At 67.7% G+C, this 18,088-nt stretch carries 19 protein-coding genes; 4 read left to right on the top strand and 15 right to left on the bottom strand.

The window, feature by feature from the left end:
- Both OPU67_RS15740 and OPU67_RS15735 read left to right on the top strand, forming a co-directional pair.
- Positions 1 to 382, top strand: a 382-nt coding sequence (locus OPU67_RS15740; protein ID WP_324255378.1) for a GcrA family cell cycle regulator, incomplete at its 5' end; no start/stop codon positions are given.
- 90 nt (positions 383 to 472) lie between these two features.
- Positions 473 to 1,432 (top strand): DUF481 domain-containing protein, encoded by a 960-nt coding sequence (locus OPU67_RS15735; RefSeq protein WP_267621322.1) that lies wholly within the window; start codon positions 473 to 475, stop codon positions 1,430 to 1,432.
- A gap of 1 nt (position 1,433) precedes the next feature.
- Here the strand turns inward: OPU67_RS15735 and OPU67_RS15730 are convergent, their stop codons facing one another.
- The 6 genes from OPU67_RS15730 to OPU67_RS15705 all read right to left on the bottom strand — a co-directional run bounded on the left by OPU67_RS15730 (position 1,434) and on the right by OPU67_RS15705 (position 7,442).
- Positions 1,434 to 2,114 carry a spermidine synthase gene (locus tag OPU67_RS15730; RefSeq protein WP_267621320.1) on the bottom strand — a complete coding sequence of 227 codons (681 nt, stop codon included), beginning with the start codon at positions 2,112 to 2,114 and terminating at the stop codon, positions 1,434 to 1,436.
- 72 nt (positions 2,115 to 2,186) lie between these two features.
- Positions 2,187 to 4,466 carry a polyribonucleotide nucleotidyltransferase gene (gene pnp, locus OPU67_RS15725; RefSeq protein WP_267621318.1) on the bottom strand — a complete coding sequence of 760 codons (2,280 nt, stop codon included), beginning with the start codon at positions 4,464 to 4,466 and terminating at the stop codon, positions 2,187 to 2,189.
- A 176-nt stretch (positions 4,467 to 4,642) separates the two neighbouring features.
- Positions 4,643 to 4,912, bottom strand: a complete 270-nt coding sequence (gene rpsO, locus OPU67_RS15720) for a 30S ribosomal protein S15 (protein ID WP_017666453.1) — start codon at positions 4,910 to 4,912, stop codon at positions 4,643 to 4,645.
- Between the two features lie 12 nt (positions 4,913 to 4,924).
- The gene (truB, locus tag OPU67_RS15715) at positions 4,925 to 5,905 is read right to left on the bottom strand and encodes a tRNA pseudouridine(55) synthase TruB (RefSeq protein WP_420709035.1); all 981 of its coding nucleotides are present in this window, start codon (positions 5,903 to 5,905) and stop codon (positions 4,925 to 4,927) included.
- Positions 5,906 to 6,022: 117 nt separating this feature from the next.
- The gene (locus OPU67_RS15710) at positions 6,023 to 6,748 is read right to left on the bottom strand and encodes a site-2 protease family protein (protein ID WP_267621312.1); all 726 of its coding nucleotides are present in this window, start codon (positions 6,746 to 6,748) and stop codon (positions 6,023 to 6,025) included.
- Positions 6,749 to 6,866: 118 nt separating this feature from the next.
- Positions 6,867 to 7,442, bottom strand: coding sequence for a thymidine kinase (locus OPU67_RS15705; RefSeq protein WP_267621310.1), 576 nt, complete (start codon positions 7,440 to 7,442; stop codon positions 6,867 to 6,869).
- Between the two features lie 80 nt (positions 7,443 to 7,522).
- Here OPU67_RS15705 and OPU67_RS15700 point away from each other — a divergent pair, with 80 nt between their 5' ends.
- Together OPU67_RS15700 and OPU67_RS15695 are read left to right on the top strand one after the other, a co-directional pair.
- Positions 7,523 to 8,119 (top strand): YceI family protein, encoded by a 597-nt coding sequence (locus OPU67_RS15700; protein ID WP_267621308.1) that lies wholly within the window; start codon positions 7,523 to 7,525, stop codon positions 8,117 to 8,119.
- Between the two features lie 88 nt (positions 8,120 to 8,207).
- A complete protein-coding gene (locus OPU67_RS15695) occupies positions 8,208 to 9,995 on the top strand; it encodes a DUF1963 domain-containing protein (protein WP_267621306.1) in 1,788 nt (595 codons plus the stop codon).
- Position 9,996: 1 nt separating this feature from the next.
- Here the strand turns inward: OPU67_RS15695 and rbfA are convergent, their stop codons facing one another.
- From rbfA to OPU67_RS15650, 9 genes are all read right to left on the bottom strand, one after another.
- Positions 9,997 to 10,419 carry a 30S ribosome-binding factor RbfA gene (gene rbfA, locus OPU67_RS15690; protein ID WP_267621304.1) on the bottom strand — a complete coding sequence of 141 codons (423 nt, stop codon included), beginning with the start codon at positions 10,417 to 10,419 and terminating at the stop codon, positions 9,997 to 9,999.
- Positions 10,419 to 10,862 carry a PaaI family thioesterase gene (locus OPU67_RS15685; RefSeq protein WP_267621302.1) on the bottom strand — a complete coding sequence of 148 codons (444 nt, stop codon included), beginning with the start codon at positions 10,860 to 10,862 and terminating at the stop codon, positions 10,419 to 10,421. Before OPU67_RS15685 ends, rbfA begins: the two co-directional genes overlap by 1 nt.
- A 132-nt stretch (positions 10,863 to 10,994) precedes the next feature.
- Complete coding sequence (infB, locus tag OPU67_RS15680) at positions 10,995 to 13,532, bottom strand: translation initiation factor IF-2 (RefSeq protein WP_267621300.1); 2,538 nt, start codon at positions 13,530 to 13,532, stop codon at positions 10,995 to 10,997.
- A 9-nt stretch (positions 13,533 to 13,541) separates the two neighbouring features.
- On the bottom strand, positions 13,542 to 14,336 hold the full coding sequence (locus OPU67_RS15675) for a DUF448 domain-containing protein (RefSeq protein ID WP_267621298.1): 795 nt from the start codon (positions 14,334 to 14,336) through the stop codon (positions 13,542 to 13,544).
- Positions 14,317 to 15,945 (bottom strand): transcription termination factor NusA, encoded by a 1,629-nt coding sequence (gene nusA, locus OPU67_RS15670; protein ID WP_267621324.1) that lies wholly within the window; start codon positions 15,943 to 15,945, stop codon positions 14,317 to 14,319. Before nusA ends, OPU67_RS15675 begins: the two co-directional genes overlap by 20 nt.
- Positions 15,942 to 16,508 (bottom strand): ribosome maturation protein RimP, encoded by a 567-nt coding sequence (gene rimP / locus OPU67_RS15665; RefSeq protein WP_267621296.1) that lies wholly within the window; start codon positions 16,506 to 16,508, stop codon positions 15,942 to 15,944. Before rimP ends, nusA begins: the two co-directional genes overlap by 4 nt.
- Positions 16,509 to 16,676: 168 nt before the next feature.
- Positions 16,677 to 17,033 (bottom strand): PilZ domain-containing protein, encoded by a 357-nt coding sequence (locus OPU67_RS15660; protein WP_267621294.1) that lies wholly within the window; start codon positions 17,031 to 17,033, stop codon positions 16,677 to 16,679.
- A gap of 138 nt (positions 17,034 to 17,171) precedes the next feature.
- Positions 17,172 to 17,576, bottom strand: coding sequence for a hypothetical protein (locus tag OPU67_RS15655; RefSeq protein ID WP_267621292.1), 405 nt, complete (start codon positions 17,574 to 17,576; stop codon positions 17,172 to 17,174).
- Between the two features lie 311 nt (positions 17,577 to 17,887).
- Positions 17,888 to 18,088, bottom strand: a 201-nt coding sequence (locus OPU67_RS15650; protein ID WP_324255377.1) for a helix-turn-helix domain-containing protein, incomplete at its 5' end; no start/stop codon positions are given.

The following is an 18,088-nucleotide window of genomic DNA, read 5'->3' as shown; positions in this document are numbered from 1 at the left end:
CGCCGCCGCGCCGTCCGCGCCGGTGCCCGCGCCCGAGGCCAATATGCCCAAGATCGTCTCGGTCGGCCCCGGCGGCTTCCTGCGCCAGGGCCCGGGCGACCAGCAGGCGCCGATCCCGCCCGCCCCGCCGCGCCGCCTCGTGCCCGCCAAGCCGAGCCCCGAGATTGCCGGCAAGACCAGCCTGCTCGACCTGTCGGACAAGGTGTGCCGCTGGCCGATGGGCCACCCGGGCGAGCCCGACTTCCACTTCTGCGGCGAGCCGGTGAACCCCGGCTTTCCCTATTGCGTCGAGCATTGCGGGCGCGCCTACCAGGCGCAGCTGCCGCGCGGCGTGCGCCGCCCGCCCCCGCCGCTGCCGTTCGGCGGTCCGCGCGTGCGCTGACATTCGCCGGGCCGCCGCGGGGACGCAATCGCCAGCCCGCTGCGGCCCGGTCTTCGGGGGGCACCGAAACCACGTCGAGGGACCGCCGCTGTGACCAATGCCGCCTCCTTGCGCCGCTGCCTTGCGGCGCTTCCCGCTTTCGCCCTCGCCCATCCCGCCGCAGCATCGCTCCCCGATCCGGTGAGAGCCATGGTCGATGCGGCCCTCGCCACCGGGGACGAGAGCAAGGTGCGCACCATCATCGCTATCGCCCGCACCACCAACCCGGACGACACGGCCGAGCTCGACGCGATCCTCGCGACCTTCTCGACCCGGCTCGCCGCCCGCAAGGCGGAGGAGGCCGCTGCCAAGGAGGCCGAACTGCGCTCTGCCGGCGTGTTCGAGAACTGGGCGGGCAAGGGCGAGTTCGGCGGCTTTCGGACGACCGGCAATTCGAGCAACACCGGGGTCAGCGCCGGCCTTGCGGTCGAGCGCAAGGGGGTGAAGTGGCGCCACAAGCTCACCGGGCGGATGGACTACCAGCGCGCCGGCCGCGTCACCACGCGCGAGCAATATCTGGGACGATACGAGCCCAACTACAACGTCTCGCCCGATGTCTACGTCTATGCCCTCGCCCAGGGCGAGCGCGACCGCTTCCAGGGCTACGACGGGCGCTATGCCGTCTCGGGCGGGATGGGCTTCAAGGCGCTGAAGGACAAGGAGGTCCAGCTCTCGCTCAAGGCCGGGCCCGCGTTCCGCCACACCACCTTCATCGACGGCCGCGACGAGAGCCGGCTCGCCGGGCTGATCGGGGTCGATTTCGGCTGGAACATCACCGACACGCTGAAGCTCACCCAGACGACCAACGCGGTCGCCGAAACCGGCGGATCGACGCTCGCCATCGTCGATGCGCGCAACACCACCATCGATCTCCTCACCGGACTTAACGCGAAGATCAGCGGGAAGCTGTCGGCGCGGGTCTCCTATTCCTACCAATATGACAGCAACCCGCCGCGCGGCGCGGTGGGCACCGACACGCTGACGCGCATGACGCTGATCTACGACTTCTGAGCTAGGCTTTCTGGGCGAACCAGATCGTATGGTGCGCGCCCTTGTTGTTGGGGCGCGAGCGGATGCCGCGCTCCTCGACGTCGAGCCCCGCGTCCTTGAGGCGCTTGCGGAAGGCGGGATCGGGCGCGGCCGACCAAACGGCGAGGATGCCGCCCGGCTTCAGCGCGTCGCGCGCCTTGGCGAGGCCCGTGCGCGAATAGAGCCGGTTGTTGGCGTCACGCACCAGGCCGTCCGGCCCATTGTCGACGTCGAGCAGGATCGCGTCGAATTTCTCCGAAGTCCCGTCGTTGGCATCGTCGATCAGGGCTGCGACATCGCAAATCCGCAAGGTCAGGCGCGGGTCTTCGAGGCTCTCGCCGGTCAGGTCTGCCATCGGCCCCCTCGCCCAGTCGACGATGGTCTCGCTGATCTCGGCGATGACGATCTCGGCCTTATCCCCCAGTCGCGCGGCGGCGGCGCGGTAGGTGAAGCCCATGCCATAGCCGCCGATCAGGATACGTGGGCTTGGCTTGCCGAGCTTTGCGAGCGTCAGTTCGGCGAGCTGCTCCTCGGAAAAGCGCATCCGGGTGCTCATCAGCTCGTTGCGCCCGAGCACGATCATGAAATCGCGTCCGTGGCTGTAGAGTTCGAGGAGCACGCCGTCCTCGATTTGCGTCGTGTCGATCAGTTGGCGCTGGAACATCGGTCTTTCCTCAACAACAAAGCCGCCCGGATCGCTCCGGGCGGCCTCATGTTCATGCCTCTGACGAGGCGATCAGTCCTTCAGGAAGTCGGGCAGACCCGCCGGACCGCTGTCACGCTCGCGGCCGCCACGGTCGCCGCCGCGTCCGCCGCGATCACCGCCGCGCCCACGGTCGCCTCCGCCGCGGGGCCCGCGACGGTCGCCGCGATCACCGCGCGGCTCGCGCGGTTCGCGGGGCGGACGGGTGTCTTCCAACTCTTCGCCGGTTTCCTGGTCGACCACGCGCATCGACAGGCGGACCTTGCCGCGCTGGTCGATCTCGAGGACCTTGACCTTCACTTCCATGCCTTCGGAGACGACATCGGTGGGCTTTTCGACCCGCTCGTTCTTCATTTCCGAGACGTGGACGAGGCCGTCCTTGCCGCCCATGAAATTCACGAAAGCGCCGAAATCGACGATGTTGACGACCTTGCCGGTGTAGATCTTGCCGACTTCGGCTTCCTCGACGATGCCGAGGATCCACTTCTTGGCCGCTTCGATCTCGTCGAGGTTCGAGGACGAGATCTTGATCACGCCTTCATCATCGATGTCGACCTTGGCGCCGGTTTCGGCGACGATCTCGCGGATCACCTTGCCGCCCGTGCCGATGACGTCACGGATCTTCGACTTGTCGATCTGGATCGTCTCGATGCGCGGCGCGTGCTTGCTGACTTCGCTGCGGGCACCGGTCAGGGCCTTGGCCATCTCGCCCAGGATGTGCTGACGGCCGGCCTTCGCCTGCTCCAGCGCCTTGGCCATGATCTCCTGCGTGATGCCGGCAACCTTGATGTCCATCTGCATCGTCGTGATGCCTTCGGCGGTCCCGGCAACCTTGAAGTCCATGTCGCCGAGGTGGTCTTCATCGCCCAGAATGTCCGAGAGGACGGCGAATTCGTCACCTTCGAGGATCAGGCCCATGGCGATGCCGCTGACGGGAGCCTTGATCGGCACGCCTGCGTCCATCATCGAAAGGCAACCGCCGCAGACGGTCGCCATCGAGGACGAGCCGTTGGACTCGGTGATGTCGCTGAGCACGCGGATGGTGTAGGGGAAATCCTCCTTCGAGGGCAGCACGGGGTTCAGCGCGCGCCAGGCGAGCTTGCCGTGACCGACTTCGCGGCGCCCGGGGGCACCGAAGCGGCCCACTTCACCGACCGAATAGGGCGGGAAGTTGTAGTGCAGCATGAAGCTCGAGTAGCTGAGGCCTTCGAGCCCGTCGATCATCTGCTCGCTGTCCTTGGTGCCCAAGGTGGTGGTGCAGATCGCCTGCGTCTCGCCGCGGGTGAAGAGCGACGAGCCGTGGGTGCGCGGCAGGAAGCCGACGATGGCTTCGATCGGGCGCACCTGATCGAGCTTGCGGCCGTCGATGCGCGAACCTTCCTTGAGGATGGCGGTGCGCACGATGTCGGCTTCCACCTTCTTCATGGTCTTGATCGCGACCATCTGGGTCTGCGGGCTTTCCTCGGCGAAAGCGGCCTTGGCCTTGGCCCGCGCCTCGTTCAGCGCATTGGAGCGCGCCGACTTGTCGGTGAGCTTGTAGGCCGCGGCGATATCCGCACCGACGAGGTCCTTGAGCTTCGCCTTGATGTCGGCGGTGTTGTCGCTGAGGTCGACTTCCCACGGATCCTTGGCGGCCTTTTCGGCGAGTTCCACGATCGCGCCGATCACCTTGCGGATCTCGTCATGCGCGAACATCACCGCGCCGAGCATTTCGGCTTCGGTCAGTTCCTTGGCTTCGGATTCGACCATCATCACCGCCTTGTCGGTGGCGGCGACCACGAGGTCGAGACGGCCTTCGGCGAGCGCCTTGTCCTGCTTCGGATTGAGCGTGTATTCGCCGTCGACAAAGCCGACGCGCGCGGCGCCGATCGGGCCCATGAAGGGCACGCCCGAGATGGTGAGCGCAGCCGAGGCAGCGATCATCGCGACGATATCGGCCTCGGTCTCGCCGTCGAACGACAGGACCTGCGCGATCACGTTGATTTCGTTATAGAAGCCTTCGGGGAACAGCGGACGGATCGGACGGTCGATCAGGCGGCTGGTGAGCGTTTCCTTCTCGGTCGCGCCGCGTTCACGCTTGAAGAAGCCGCCGGGGATGCGGCCGGCCGCCGAGAACTTTTCCTGATAATGGACGGTGAGCGGGAAGAAATCCTGCCCTTCCTTCACCGACTTGGCGGCGGTCACGGCGCACAGCACCACGGTTTCGCCATAGGTCGCCATCACGGCGCCATCGGCCTGACGGGCAATGCGCCCGGTTTCCAGAGTGAGGGTCTTTCCGCCCCACTCCAGCGATACGGTTTTCGTGTCGAACATTGGTTTTCCTTCTGACCCGCGCGGCCACATTGCCGGGCGGGGCCTCATGTGCCGGGGAAGAACCGTCCCGGTCCGGTTAGGGGCACTCTTCTGGCCCCGAGGCTTGGCGGACCGGATGTCCGCTGGCCCCAAATGCGAGAAAGGCGGCCCTTGAGCCGCCTTTCAACGCGAAACTCTTACTTACGCAGACCCAGCTTCTGGATCAGGGCGTTGTAGCGCTCGACATCCTTCTTCTTGAGATAGGCGAGCAGCGTGCGGCGCTTGTTGACCATCATCAGAAGGCCGCGGCGCGAGTGGTTGTCCTTGTGGTGATCCTTGAAGTGCTCGGTGAGGTTGCGGATACGCTCGGTGAGGATCGCGACCTGGACTTCCGGGCTGCCGGTGTCCTTGGGATCACGGGCGTTCGAGGTGATGATTTCCTGCTTCTTTTCGGCGGTCACCGACATGTTTTTTCTCTCTTACTCAGCGACATCGGGAAGGTTGAACCCGCGCACGACCGAGGCCGTGCCATCCGAAATCTCCATCAGCGCGACCGGCACGCGGCCCAGCTTCGCCAGATAGAGCCCGGATGATTGGGGCATGCCAGACAGCACCCGGCCCTGTCGGACCGCCTGCGCGCTTGTCTGGTCGAGTGCGAGGGCCGGGATGTCGTCCAGCCCCGCCTCCAGCGGCAGGAGGAGGTGTTCAAGGCCCCGCCCCTTAGCGGTTTCCTCCATGAAGTCCAGCGAAATCGCCTGTTCTTCGCGGAAGGGGCCGGCCTTGATGCGCCTGAGGTAGGTCACATGGCCGCAGGTGCCAAGGGCATGGGCAATGTCGCGCGCGAGGCTGCGGATATAGGTGCCCTTGGAGACATGGGCGGTGAGGGTGATGGAATCCTCCCCCACCGGGGGAGGGGGACCATCCGCAGGATGGTGGAGGGGCAGGTGCGGCTGTTGCGAAACGCTGGCTTCAGGAGCAGCCGAGGGTGCCCCTCCACCGTCTTCGACGGTCCCCCTCCCTGTTCCGGGGAGGATCGTGAGCGCGTGGATCGTTACGCTGCGAGACTTCAGCTCCACCGCCTGCCCGCTGCGCGCCAGGTCATAGGCGCGCTGACCGCCCACTTTCAGCGCCGAATAGGCCGGCGGCACCTGCTCGATCGGGCCGGTGAAGCGCGGCAGCACCGCCTGCACCTCGGCCAAAGTCGGACGCACATCGCTGGTCGCGATCACCGGCCCCTCGGTGTCGAGCGTGTCGGTCTCCTCGCCGAAGCGGATCGTGAAGGCGTAGATCTTGTCGCTATCGAGCATCCGCCCGGCAAGCTTGGTCGCCTCGCCCAAGGCGATCGGCAGCACGCCCTCGGCCAGCGGATCGAGCGTCCCGCCGTGGCCGACCTTCGTTTTCGCATAGCCGTTCTGGCGCAGCACCCGCTTGACCGCGCTCACGCCCTGCGTCGAGCCCATGCTCTTGGGCTTGTCGAGGATCAGCCAGCCGTGGAGCGGGCGGGTGCGCGGATCGGACAGGTCGTGGCTCACCCGCCCCCCCTAAGCAGCGCAGTGGCCGATCGGCAAGCGATGCCGTCAGCGCACCGCGCTCGCCACCGCGTCGGCGATCGCGAGGTAGTGGCCCATCGCCCACATCACCGGCGGCATGAGGATGTTGCCGAGCCAGCTCGTCCCGAACACCCAGCTCGCCGCCACCAGCACCACGATCAGCACCATGCCCACGCCCTGGATCTGCTGCCACACGCGGCGCAGCGGGCGCGGCAGCAGGCCGCCGACGATGTGCGAACCGTCGAAGGGCGGGATCGGCAACAGGTTGAACAGGCCGAGGAACAGGTTGATGAGGATGAAGTAGAACAGCCCCGTCGCCAGCCACGCGGTCTGCCCGGCGGCGTCGGTGAGCAGGCTGGCGCCCCCGGCTGCATCCCCGGCAAAGCCCAGCCCCGCAGGCATGATCAGCCCGAGCAGCACCGCACCCGCGAGCGCCAGCACGAAGTTGCTCCCCGGTCCCGCCGCCGCCACCGCCATCATCCCGAAGCGCGGGCTCGCCAGCCGGGCCGCATTGACCGGCACGGGCTTGGCCCAGCCGAACACCGGCCCGCCGACCAGCGCCAGGAAGCCCGGCACCAGCAGCGTGCCGACCGGATCGACGTGGCGGATCGGGTTCAATGTCAGCCGACCGCGCTCGGACGCGGTCGGATCGCCGAGCGCGCGGGCGGCAAAGCCATGCGCCACCTCATGAAAGACGATGGCGATCACCAGCGCTGGGATCAGGACGAGGGCGAAAGCGAGGGTATCGGTCATCCCTGCCAAGATAGGAAGCTGGGGGGCGATCGCCAGTCCGAGCCATCATCCGTTCGTGTCGAGCGAAGTCGAGACACGCCGGCAAGGCTCCTCGACCTCGCGCGAGGCGCGCGGGGCGTCAGCCGCGCAGCGCCTCCGAAAAATGCTTGCGGCACAAGGCCACATAGCTCTCGTTGCCGCCGATCGCGGTCTGCTGCCCCTCTCGCACGGCCTGGCCTTGCGCATCGACGCGCAGGTTCATGGTCGCCTTGCGCCCGCAGTGGCACACCGCCTTCAGTTCGACCAGTGCATCGGCGATGCCCAGCAGCACCGCCGAGCCGGGAAACAGCGCGCCCCGGAAATCGGTCCTGAGGCCGTAGCACAGCACCGGGATGTTCGCCTCGTCGGCGAGCCGGGCGAGCTGCCAGACCTGTTCCGGCTGGAGGAACTGCGCCTCGTCGACCAGCACGCAATCGAGCCCGCCCCCGGCGTGGGCGGCGCCGACTTCGGCCCAAAGGTCGGTTTCGGGGTTAAAGCGGTGCGCCTCGCTCTCCAGACCGATCCGGCTGCGCACCATGCCGCCTGAGCGGCTGTCGAGCGCGGCCGTCCACAGCATCGTCGCCATGCCGCGCTCGCGATAATTGAAATCGGCCTGGAGCAGGTGCGAGGATTTGCCGGCATTCATGCTGGCATAGTAGAAATAGAGCTTGGCCATGGCTCTGCCTACCCCTTCGCAAGGCTGCCGACGAGGACGAGGTTGAACCTTTTGCCCGGCTGAAACGTATCGGGAAAGCGATGATCCTGCCCCGCCCCCTCGCCCGCCCCCTCGCCCGGTTCGCGATCCTGCCGCTGCTGGCGCTGCTCGGCCTCGCCAACACGGCGAGCGTGCCGCAGCGCTACACGCTCGATACCGCCGCCAGCGATGTCTCGGCGCGGGTCCCGTTCTTCGGCCTCGCCAGCAAGACCGCGCGTTTTCCGCGCATGGAGGGCGCGGTGACGATCGTGCCCGGCGCGCCCGAAAAGGCGGTGATCGACGTGACCTTCGATGCGACCGCGATAGAGGCCCCGGACGCGGTGACGCTGGCGCGCCTCAGGGGCGACAAGTTCTTCTGGGTCGAGAAATACCCGACCATCCGCTTCGCCGGCCGCGCGCTGAAGCTGTCGAGCGCGACGCAGGGCACCGTTGCGGGGGAACTGACCGCGCGCGGCGTCACGAGGCCCGCCAGCCTCGCCGTGACCTTCGATGCCGATCCGGTGCGCAATTCCGGCAAGCCCGTCAGCTTCACCGGAACCACCACCATCGACCGACGCGCCTTCGGGATGAAATCCTATCAGCTGATCGTCGGCAACAAGGTCGACATCACCCTGAAGGCGCGGATGGTGCCGCGCTGATCCGCGAAGGTCGCATGGAAAGAGGCGCTTAGCCGCAACTTAACCATGCTCTCGTTAGACCCGCCCCGGGAAGGACGCAGGGGCCGGCATGAACGAAACATCAGGCGACACGAAGCGCGCAGGCGCGATCTTCGTGCTGTGCGGCGCGATGGCGGCGCTGATCTGGCTCGCGCCGGTGTCCCCCTATCCCAGCACCAGCAAGGGCAAGATCGTCGCTGCGGCACTGGATGCGGCGATCCTCCCGCTTATCGAGATGACCGGCAAGCTGCCCCCGATCATCGCGCTGGTTCTCGTGGCGGTGCTGGCTGCGGCTCATGATCTCGGACTGCGGCTGCCCCGGCTCTCACCCCCCGCTTTTCCGCCCCTGCCCGCACGCCCCGCGCCCGGCGAGGCAAGGGACGCTCCGGTGGCCCCACTCGCGCGGCGGCGCGGGCTGACGGCCATGGCCGGGCTGCGCGATGCCGAGGCTGCGCCCGGCACGCCGCGCAAGCCGAGCACCGTGGCGCTCGAGGCGCAGGCGCGCGCGGTGATGGGTGACGATTTCACCCTCACCGACGACATCGCCGACCGCGCGATGTCGCTCGCCGCGGAATGGCAGCGCCGGCGCACACCGCATGAGCAGCGCGTCGATCCGGTCGCGATCATCCGCAAAGCGCGCGACAAGGACCGCGACTGGAGCAATGACCGCTCATGGTTCGGCGGGCTGCCCAAGCTCGGCGGGCAGGCGTGGCCGCGCGGCAAGGACGGTGTGCCCCTGCCCTTCGTCGCGCAGCTCGACCTTGCCGAGATCGCCGCCGCCAACCCCGACACCCCGCTGCCCAAGGAAGGATCGCTCGCCTTCTTCATCAACGAGGGCGCCGTGCTCCACGTGCCGCCCGGCGATCACCAGCCCACCCCCGCGCCCGAGGGCCTGCCGCACGCCTATGAGGAGGACGGCTACCCGCTGCCCGAAACCCGCTCGCCGCTCACCCATCCGCTCTTTCCCTTCTGGCCTGTCGAACCGGCGAGAATGCGCCTGCCCGAGGACCTTCCACCGGTCAGCGAAGACGAGGACGATCTCGAGATCATCGACGCCGCCCAGATCGCGGCGTCCGCCGCCATCACGCCGCGGCGCGACTACGCGTTCTCTACGGGCGGACGTCTGACCGAAGCGATCGCCGGGGCCGAGACGATGTGGTGGTACGGCGCCGGTCTGGTCCTGCGGCAATTGCAGGCAGCCTTGGCCTATGTGCCCCGCGCCATCGCCGGGCGCGAGAGTTCGATCGCGAAAGGGAAGGACTATCAGGCTCGCCTGCTCGCGGCACCGGAGCTCGACGAAAAGGCGCTGGCGGATTCGCGCGCCTGGGAAGAGCGCAACCGCGCCGACATTCCGAAGATCGAAGCCGAAGGCCGCGGGCTCGCGGAATTCGCCGCCCGCTTCGAAAGCTTCGTCGCGGGCCGCGATCCCTGGTCGGAGATGACGGCTGAAGAAGCCGCTCTTCTCAAGGACGTGATGGAAACGGCGCGCCGCGACTTCGAACAGCTGTGCCGCTTCAATGTCTCGTCAAGCCTGCGCGATGTGCGCGATGCGACGATCCGGCGCATGATCACCGGCGACCGGCGCGCAGCCACCGCTATCCCCGATGCGGTGCTGGCTCTTCTCAACGAACAATACCGCCTGCCGACGAGCTGGCAGCACCAGATGTTCGGGCTCGGCGGTTGCCGACAGACCAACCGCTACGAGCACCTGTGCGATCACCTGCTGCTCCAGATCGTCTATGACGACCTGCCCGAATTCCGGTTCGGCGACATGGGCCTGTATCAGTTCTGGATCAGCCCCGATGCGCTCGCGGCTGGCCAATGGGACAAGGTGGAGCTGACCTTCGAGTGCAGCTGACCTAGCCCTCGCCCTCGCCCTCGCCCTTGCCCTCGTCATCGAGGTCGCGCAGCACCTTGGGATCGCGCAGCAGCGCCTCGATCCGGTCGGCCTCGGCGAAGCTTTCGTCCTTGCGGAACCGGAGTTTGGGGGCGAACTTCAATCCGAGCCGCTGGGCGACCTCGCGCTGGAGAAATGCGGTGTTCTGCCGCAGGGCATGGACCACCTCCTCGTCGCCCGCGCCGAGCAGCGGCTTCACGTAGGCCGTCGCATGGCGCAGATCGGGGGTCATGCGCACCTCGGTGACGGAGATGTGCGCGGCGCTCACCACATCGTCATGCACCTCGCCGCGGGCGAGCAATTCCGAGAGGATATGCCGCACCCGCTCGCCCACCTTGAGGACGCGGACCGACTGCTGCTCGGCGGTGAAGGGTTGCTTGGCCATCAGCGCTCAAGCCCTGTCACTTCCGGCGTCGGGCGCGGGGTGGGGATCGCGGTGGAGGTAGAGCGGGCGTAGATCGTCCCGTCTTCCGCCAGCAATTCGCCCTCGAGGAACAACACCCGCTGGCCCGCCTTGACCACCCGCCCCTTGCCGATGATCGTCGCGCCCTCGGGGATGAGGCGGATGAGGCTCATGGAAATGTCGAGGTTGAGCGGCGCCATTTCCCCGCCGGTGGCCGCGACATAGGCATAGCCCATCACGTCATCGAGATAGCCCGCGACGAGCCCGCCCTGCACGCCCCCGCGCCAGGTGCACATCTCGCGCTTGACGGCGAAGCGCATGGTCGCGGTCTGGGTCGCGGCGTCGAAGCTGACGAACTCGGAGCCCAGCAGCGCGGTATGCGGCGACTGCCCTGCATCCTCGGGATAGTGAATGGCTTGCGTCATCGACCTTCCTTACCCCCTCCCGCGCGCGGGAGGGGCGCGAGACTTGCCAGCTTGCTGGCTAGTCGCAGCGGGGTGGGCCTTTGGCGGCCCATTCCCACGCCCGGCCCCTCCCGCAACCGGGAGGGGAGATTGTCACAGCGTCCGCTCACGCTCCTCGACCGAGAAGACTTCGAGCATGTCGCCGGCCTTGATGTCGTTCGTGTCCTCGAGCACCACGCCGCATTCGAGACCTGTGCGGACCTCGTCGACATCGTCCTTGAAGCGCCTGAGCGAGGCGATCTTGGTGGCCGAGACGATGACGTCGGCGCGGGTGAGACGTGCGAACAGCCCGCGGCGGATCGCGCCTTCCAGAACCAGCAGACCTGCCGCCTTGTCCTTCTTGCCCGCCGGGAAGACCTGCTTGACCTCGGCACGCCCGACGACCGTCTCGATCCGCTCCGGCCCGAGTTCGCCCGCCATCTCCTTGGCGACCGCGTCGGTGAGGTGGTAGATGACGTCGTAATACATCATCCGCACCCCGTCGCGCTTGACGAGGTCGCGCGCCTTGGCGTTGGGACGCACGTTGAAGCCGATGATCGGCGCCTTGGAGGCCGCCGCGAGCAGCACGTCGCTCTCGGTGATCGCGCCGACACCGGCGTTCAGCACCCGCACCTTGATCTCGTCGTTCGAGAGGTTGTGGAGCGCATTGACGATCGCCTCGACGCTGCCCTGCACGTCCGCCTTCACCACCACCGGATATTCGATGACGTTGGAGGCGAGGTTGTTGAACATCGTGTCGAAGTTGGTCGGCGCGAGCGCGGTGCGCTTCTCGGTCGCCTTCTCCTGACGATACTTGGCAACCTCGCGGGCACGCTGCTCGTTCTCGACCACCGTGAGCTGGTCGCCCGCCGAGGGCACCCCGCCGAGGCCCAAGACCTCAACCGGCATCGAGGGGCCGGCTTCCTTCAATTGCTGGCCCTTGTCGTCGACGATCGCGCGCACGCGACCCGACTGGGTGCCAACCACGAAATTGTCGCCGCGCTTGAGCGTCCCGCGGGTGACGAGCACGGTCGCAACCGGGCCGCGGCCCTTGTCGAGCTGGGCCTCGATCACGGTCGCCTCCGCATCGCGGTCGGGCCGCGCCTTCAGTTCGAGCAGTTCGGCCTGCAATCCGATCGCCTCGATGAGCTTGTCGAGCCCCGCACCGGTCTTGGCCGATACCTCGACATCCTGCACGTCGCCCGACATCGCTTCGACGACGATTTCGTGCTCGAGCAGGCGCTCGCGGATCTTCTGCGGGTTGTATTCGGGCTTGTCCGACTTGGTGATCGCCACGATCATCGGGACGCCCGCCGCCTTGGTGTGGTTGATCGCCTCGATGGTCTGCGGCATCAGCCCGTCGTCGCCCGCCACCACGAGGATGACGATGTCGGTGACGTTTGCACCGCGCATCCGCATCTCGGTGAAGGCCGCGTGGCCGGGGGTGTCGAGGAAGGTGATCTTCGCCTTGTCCTTGGTGGTGATCTGGTAGGCGCCGATGTGCTGGGTGATGCCGCCGGCCTCGCCCTTCACCACGTCGGTGCCGCGCAGGGCATCGAGCAGACTGGTCTTGCCGTGATCGACATGGCCCATGATCGTCACCACCGGGGGACGCGGCTTCTGCGTCTCGATGGGATCTTCATCGGCACTTGTGTCGATGTCGACATCGCTCGCGGAGACGCGGGTGATGTTGTGGCCGAATTCCTCGACCAGCAGCTCGGCGGTGTCCTGGTCGATGGTCTGGTTGACCGTGACCATCATGCCCATGTTGAACAGCGCCTTCACGAGGTCGGCGCCCTTTTCGGCCATGCGGTTGGCGAGCTCGCTGACGGTGATCGCTTCCGGCACGACCACATCGCGGACCTGCTTCTCGCGCGGCTTGCTGGGGCCGCCCTGCCCGCGGCGTTCCTTCTCGCGGGCCCGCTTCAGCGCGGCGAGGCTGCGCGCACGGCGGCCTTCGTCCTCGTTCAGCGCGCGGGTGACGGTGAGCTTGCCCGAGCGGCGGTTGTCCTTGCCCTCGTCGGCAGGGGCGGCGCGCTTCTCGTCCTTCTTCTTGCCCTTCACTTCGGGCGCGGCGGGGCGCTTGGGCTCCGGGCGCTCTACGGGCGTGAAGCGGCGCGCGGCAGGCGCAGCGGCGGGTGCTGCCGGAGCAGCAGCAGGCGCGGCTTCGGGCGCGGCGGGCGCTTCGGCCTCGCTCGCAGGCTCCGCGGCGGGCGCAGCGTCGCGCTGACGCTCGGCCTGTTCCTCGGCGCGGGCGCGTTCCTCGATACGGCGGCGTTCCTCCTCCTCGCGCTCGCGGGCCTCGGCCTCCTCGCGCTTGCGCGCTTCCTCGGCGAGCCGCAGGCGCTCTTCCTCGGCCTCGAGCTGGAGGCGCTTGACCCGCTCCTGCGGGGTCTCGCCCGCAGGGGCAGGACGCGCCGGGCGCGGAGCGGGAGCAGGCGGGGGCGGCGGCGGCGGAGCGGCCACCACCGGTTCGGGCGCAGCCGCCGGAGCGGCCTCGCCGGGCTTGCCGAGCACGCGGCGGCGCTTCACCTCGACCACCACCTTGTTGGTGCGGCCGTGGCTGAAGGTCTGCTTGACCTCGCCCGCATCCACCGAGCGCTTGAGGCCCAGGGGTTTGCGGATGCGCTGGTTGTCGTTGTCGTCGCTCATTATCGCTCGTCAGTCCTTCACGTATTCGTCACTCGCGCCGATCGGCCCGGCAGGCCCCTCGGCGTTGCCGGGCAAGTCCCGGCCATCGTCTTGCGTCGCGTTCGTCCCGCCGGTCCCGGCGCGATCCGCCCCGGCGAAATGCACCAGCCGATCCACCGCCTGGAGCACGCGGGTCCCGGCCCGCATATCGCCGGGATGACCGGCGACGCCGAGGTGGACCACATTGTCGCGGCCCAATGCCACAGACAGCGCATGGCGGTCCAGTGGCAAGACCTTCCCCTGTTGCCCCGATCCTTCCGCATCGTTGCCGACGCGCCACGCCTGATCGAGCTTGCGCCGCCCGTCCGGGCTGGAATCGCGGGCATGAAGCAGCACCGCGATGCGCCCTTGCCGCGCCTGTTCCTCGATCCGCGCGGAGCCCAGCACGATGTTGCCCGAACGCAATTCCAGCCCCAGCCGGTCGCCGAGATGGCGCGTCAGCGCCGCCTCGATCCTTGCGGGCAGATCCTCGGGAATGGTGAGAGGCGCACCCTTGAAGGCGCGCATCAGGGCTTTCTTGAGGTGGCCATCGGCAAGCGCTTCTTCAAGCGCCTCGCGATGGACGCCGATCCACGCCCCCCGCCCCGGGGCCTTGGCCGCGACATCGGGCAGCACCAGCCCGTCGGGCGCAATCGCCAGACGCACGAGGCGGTCCCGCGCCGAGGTCTCCCCGGAGAGGATGCAGCGCCGCTCGCTCTCCGCCTTGGCGGAGGGCGACGGCCTAGCGATGTCGGACGTCAGGCGCTCATTGGGTGGAGTCCGCATGGGCGGCCTCCTCGGTCGGCTCGTCCTCGAACCAGTGGGCACGGGCAGCCATGATGATCTCATTGCCCTGCTCTTCGGACAGGCCGTATTCGCCGAGCACCCCGCCCTTGTCGGTTTCGCGCTGCGGACGACGCTGCGGCGGGCCATCGGTGTTGTTCCGGCGACGCGGCGCTTCGCGCTTCTTGGCGATCAGCTCGTCGGTGGCGAGATCGGCGAGATCGTCGAGGGTCTTGATCCCCGCCTTGCCGAGCGTGACCAGCATCGCTTCGGTAAGGTGCGGGATTTCGGCGAGGGCATCTTCCACGCCGAGGCCGCGGCGCACTTCGCGGTGCGCGGCTTCCTGCCGTTCGAGCGCTTCCAACGCGCGGCTCTGGAGTTCCTCGGCGAGTTCCTCGTCGAAGCCTTCGATGCTCGCGAGTTCGGCGAGGTCCACGTAAGCCACTTCCTCAAGCTCGGCGAAGCCTTCGGCCACCAGCAGCTGCGAGAGGGTTTCGTCGACGTCGAGCTCTTCCTCGAACATCTTCGACCGTTCGGCGAATTCCTTGGAGCGCTTCTCCGAAGCCTCTTCCTCGGTCATGATGTCGATCTGGTGGCCGGTGAGCTGGCTCGCCAGCCGCACGTTCTGGCCGCGGCGGCCGATCGCGAGGCTGAGCTGGTCGTCGGGCACCACCACCTCGATGCGCCCATCATCCTCGTCGAGCACGACGCGGCTGACCGTGGCGGGCTGCAATGCGTTGACCACGAAGGTCGCCGTGTCCTCGCTCCACGGGATGATGTCGATCTTCTCGCCCTGCAGTTCCTGCACCACCGCCTGCACGCGGCTGCCCTTCATGCCGACGCAGGCGCCGACCGGGTCGATCGAGGAATCGCGGCTGATCACGCCGATCTTGGCGCGGCTGCCCGGATCGCGGGCGGCGGCCTTGATCTCGATGATGTTGTCGTAAATCTCCGGCACTTCCTGCGCGAACAGCTTCTTCATGAAGTCGGGGTGCGCGCGGCTGAGGAAGATCTGCGGTCCGCGGTTGTTGCGCTCGACCTTGGTGATGAGCGCGCGCACCCGCTCGCCCACGCGGGCAGCTTCGCGCGGGATCTGCTGGTCGCGGCGGATCACGCCCTCGGCGCGGCCCAAGTTGACGATCACGTGGCCAAATTCGACCGACTTGATCACGCCGGTGATGACTTCGCCCTGACGGTCCTTGAATTCCTCGAACTGACGCTCGCGCTCGGCATCGCGGACCTTCTGGAAGATCACCTGCTTGGCCGACTGCGCATCGATGCGGCCGAGATCGACCGGGGGCAGCGGATCGACGATGAAGTCACCGACCTTGGCGCCGGGCTGGAGCTTTTCGGCCTGCTTGAGATCGACCTGCTTGAAGTAGTCCTCGACCTCCTCGACCACCTCGACCACGCGCCACAGCGTCAGATCGCCGGTCATGGGATCGAGCTTCGCGCGGATGTCGTTTTCCGCACCGTAGCGGTTGCGCGCGGACTTCTGGATCGCTTCTTCCATCGCCTCGATGACGATCGCCTTGTCGATCATCTTTTCCGAGGCGACCGCGTTGGCGATCGCGAGGAGTTCGGCCTTGTTGGCGGAAATGGCACTCATCAGTCGTCTGCCTTCTCTGAATTGTCTTCGATGAGTTCGTCGGCTCCGCTGGTGTCCAGCGGGCGGGTGGCGGCGATCAGCGCGTCGGTGAGGACGAGCTTCGCGGAATGAATGGCGGCGCGCGGCAGGCGAACGTCGCCCGCCTTCACTTCCTTGACGAGGACCATACCATCCTCGAGCCCGCCGAGCACGCCCTTGTTGACGCGCTGGCCGTCATAGGCCTTGTCCATGACGATGCGGACCTCGTGGCCCGCCCAGTTCGCGAAGTCCTTGTCGCGGGTCAGCGGACGGTCGATGCCGGGGCTGGACACTTCGAGGTGATAGGCGCCCTCGACGAGCACCTCGCCTGCCTCTTCCGCCGCGTCGATCACGTCGGAGATGCGGCGCGAGAGGGCAGCGCACTGGTCGAGCACCAGCTGGCCCGTCGCCGGGTCCTCGGCCATGATCTGGAGCGCCATGCCGCCGTCGCCGGCCTCGGAGGGGACCATCGCCACGCGCACGAGCTCGAAGCCGAGGGCAGTCGCCTCGGGTTCGATCAGCGTGGTCAGTCGCGCGATATCGGTCATCGAGTCCTTCGTTGCACAAGGACATTGCACAAACGCGGTGTTGGGCCGGCCCCCGGAGGCGCCAGCATCCAAACCTTGTCGCGACAATGTCGGGATTGGCGCTGCACCTAGTGCGATTTGCCGGCTTTGGCAAGTGTCATCCGCCCGCCCGGCGCGCGGCCGCCGGAGTCAGGGCTGGCCGCTGACCCAGCGCCGGGCCTGTTCGCGCAGCGCCGCGCTCTCGCGCTCGGCGAAGTGTTCAGCGTAGCGGCGAATCTCGAGCACCTGCGCCTTGGCGAGCGGTTCGTCGAAGGATATCGCGTTGAGGCCCCCGCCGGAGCGCTGTTCGAGCCGCACGATCGATCCGAACAGCTCGAAACGCCCCAGTTCGACATAGCCCTGCTGACCGGCCGCGACGGGGCGAACCACCGCGAGGCGCGCGCCGGTGCGGGACAGGTCGACGATGATGCAGTTCTGCGTCCCGCTGATCGCGGTGAACCTGGCCGGGAGGGCAAGCCTGAGCCGCGCGGATGCCCGGCGCCCCACGGCGAGACTGCCGTCGGGTGCGAGAGGGTTGCGGCTCTGCGGACATGATGCCCGCCAGCCTGCCGGAGCGGGGTGAAGACGAGATGGCGCAGCGGACTGTGGCGAATGCGTAATGCGCGGCCGACGGGGCGCGGGAAATCAGATCGGGCGGTCGTCCGAGGTGTCGCCGGTCGCCCACTTGCGGGCCGTCTCGAGCAGCGCGCGGCGTTCGCGCTCCTCGAAGTTCTCGTGATAGCGCCGCGTCTCGAGCACCATCGCATCGCTGAGCGGCTCGTCGAACATCAGCGCATTGAGGCCGAATTCGCTGCGGGTGACGATCACGAAGTGGTTGATGACGCCGCAGCGCAAGATCGCGCCCTCGCCCTCGCGGATCGCATCGAGGATCGCGACCTGCGCGCCGGTGCGCGAGAGGTTGAGCAGGATGCAGGTGTGCGCCTTCTCGACTGCGATCAGCTGGGCCGGGAGGCTGATGCGCAGGCGCGGCGCGGAGCGGCGACCGGCCTGGAGCGAGGGCACGTCGCCCCCGGCCGCGGGCGCCGGCATTCGCAGCCGATCCTCGGTCGTGTGGGGCGCAACCGGGCATGGGACCTGCGGCGCGGCGGCACGCAGCACCGCCTCATGCGGCGCGGCCGCCGAGGGGAGCGCAGCGTGCCGATGGCTGCCGGTCAGGTCGGGTCGCACGTCAGCGCCCCCGCTCCGATCGCGGCGGCGGCCATGCCGATTCGCCTGCAAACCAGCGCAGGTCTCCGTAATCCATAAGGAAATATTCGGAATGCCGATGCATCGCGTTATTGTCGTCCCAGTTCAGGCGACCGCAATAATCGAAAAGAATTGCCAATCCGTTAGAAGGCGGCTCAGTCCTGCCCCTCCATCAGCGCGTGCTTGCGGATGCAGTGGCGCAGCTGGTCATAGGTGAGCCCGAGCGCGCGCGCGGTCTGGCGCTGGTTCCAGCGATGCTTGCCCAGCGCGTGGGCGAGGATCGCGCGTTCGTGGGCGTCGACCGCCGCGCGCAGATCCTCGATCGTGTCGAAACTGGCCGGGGCAGGCGGCGCCGC

The sequence above is a fragment of the Erythrobacter sp. WG genome, assembly GCF_026586795.1.
In the GTDB taxonomy this organism is placed as follows: Bacteria; Pseudomonadota; Alphaproteobacteria; order Sphingomonadales; family Sphingomonadaceae; genus Erythrobacter.
The sequence above is the reverse complement of the archived record's forward strand: the minus strand, read 5'-3'. Positions and strand labels throughout refer to the sequence as shown.

Bases quoted from the DNA above. Each gene is read 5' to 3' on its own strand.
- OPU67_RS15730 (WP_267621320.1), bottom strand. From the start codon at position 2,114: ATGTTCCAGCGCCAACTGATCGACACGACGCAAATCGAGGACGGCGTG.
- pnp (WP_267621318.1), bottom strand. From the start codon at position 4,466: ATGTTCGACACGAAAACCGTATCGCTGGAGTGGGGCGGAAAGACCCTC.
- rpsO (WP_017666453.1), bottom strand. From the start codon at position 4,912: ATGTCGGTGACCGCCGAAAAGAAGCAGGAAATCATCACCTCGAACGCC.
- truB (WP_420709035.1), bottom strand. From the start codon at position 5,905: ATGGGCTCGACGCAGGGCGTGAGCGCGGTCAAGCGGGTGCTGCGCCAG.
- OPU67_RS15710 (WP_267621312.1), bottom strand. From the start codon at position 6,748: ATGACCGATACCCTCGCTTTCGCCCTCGTCCTGATCCCAGCGCTGGTG.
- OPU67_RS15705 (WP_267621310.1), bottom strand. From the start codon at position 7,442: ATGGCCAAGCTCTATTTCTACTATGCCAGCATGAATGCCGGCAAATCC.
- OPU67_RS15700 (WP_267621308.1), top strand. From the start codon at position 7,523: ATGATCCTGCCCCGCCCCCTCGCCCGCCCCCTCGCCCGGTTCGCGATC.
- OPU67_RS15695 (WP_267621306.1), top strand. From the start codon at position 8,208: ATGAACGAAACATCAGGCGACACGAAGCGCGCAGGCGCGATCTTCGTG.
- rbfA (WP_267621304.1), bottom strand. From the start codon at position 10,419: ATGGCCAAGCAACCCTTCACCGCCGAGCAGCAGTCGGTCCGCGTCCTC.
- OPU67_RS15685 (WP_267621302.1), bottom strand. From the start codon at position 10,862: ATGACGCAAGCCATTCACTATCCCGAGGATGCAGGGCAGTCGCCGCAT.
- infB (WP_267621300.1), bottom strand. From the start codon at position 13,532: ATGAGCGACGACAACGACAACCAGCGCATCCGCAAACCCCTGGGCCTC.
- OPU67_RS15675 (WP_267621298.1), bottom strand. From the start codon at position 14,336: ATGCGGACTCCACCCAATGAGCGCCTGACGTCCGACATCGCTAGGCCG.
- rimP (WP_267621296.1), bottom strand. From the start codon at position 16,508: ATGACCGATATCGCGCGACTGACCACGCTGATCGAACCCGAGGCGACT.
- OPU67_RS15655 (WP_267621292.1), bottom strand. From the start codon at position 17,576: ATGCCGGCGCCCGCGGCCGGGGGCGACGTGCCCTCGCTCCAGGCCGGT.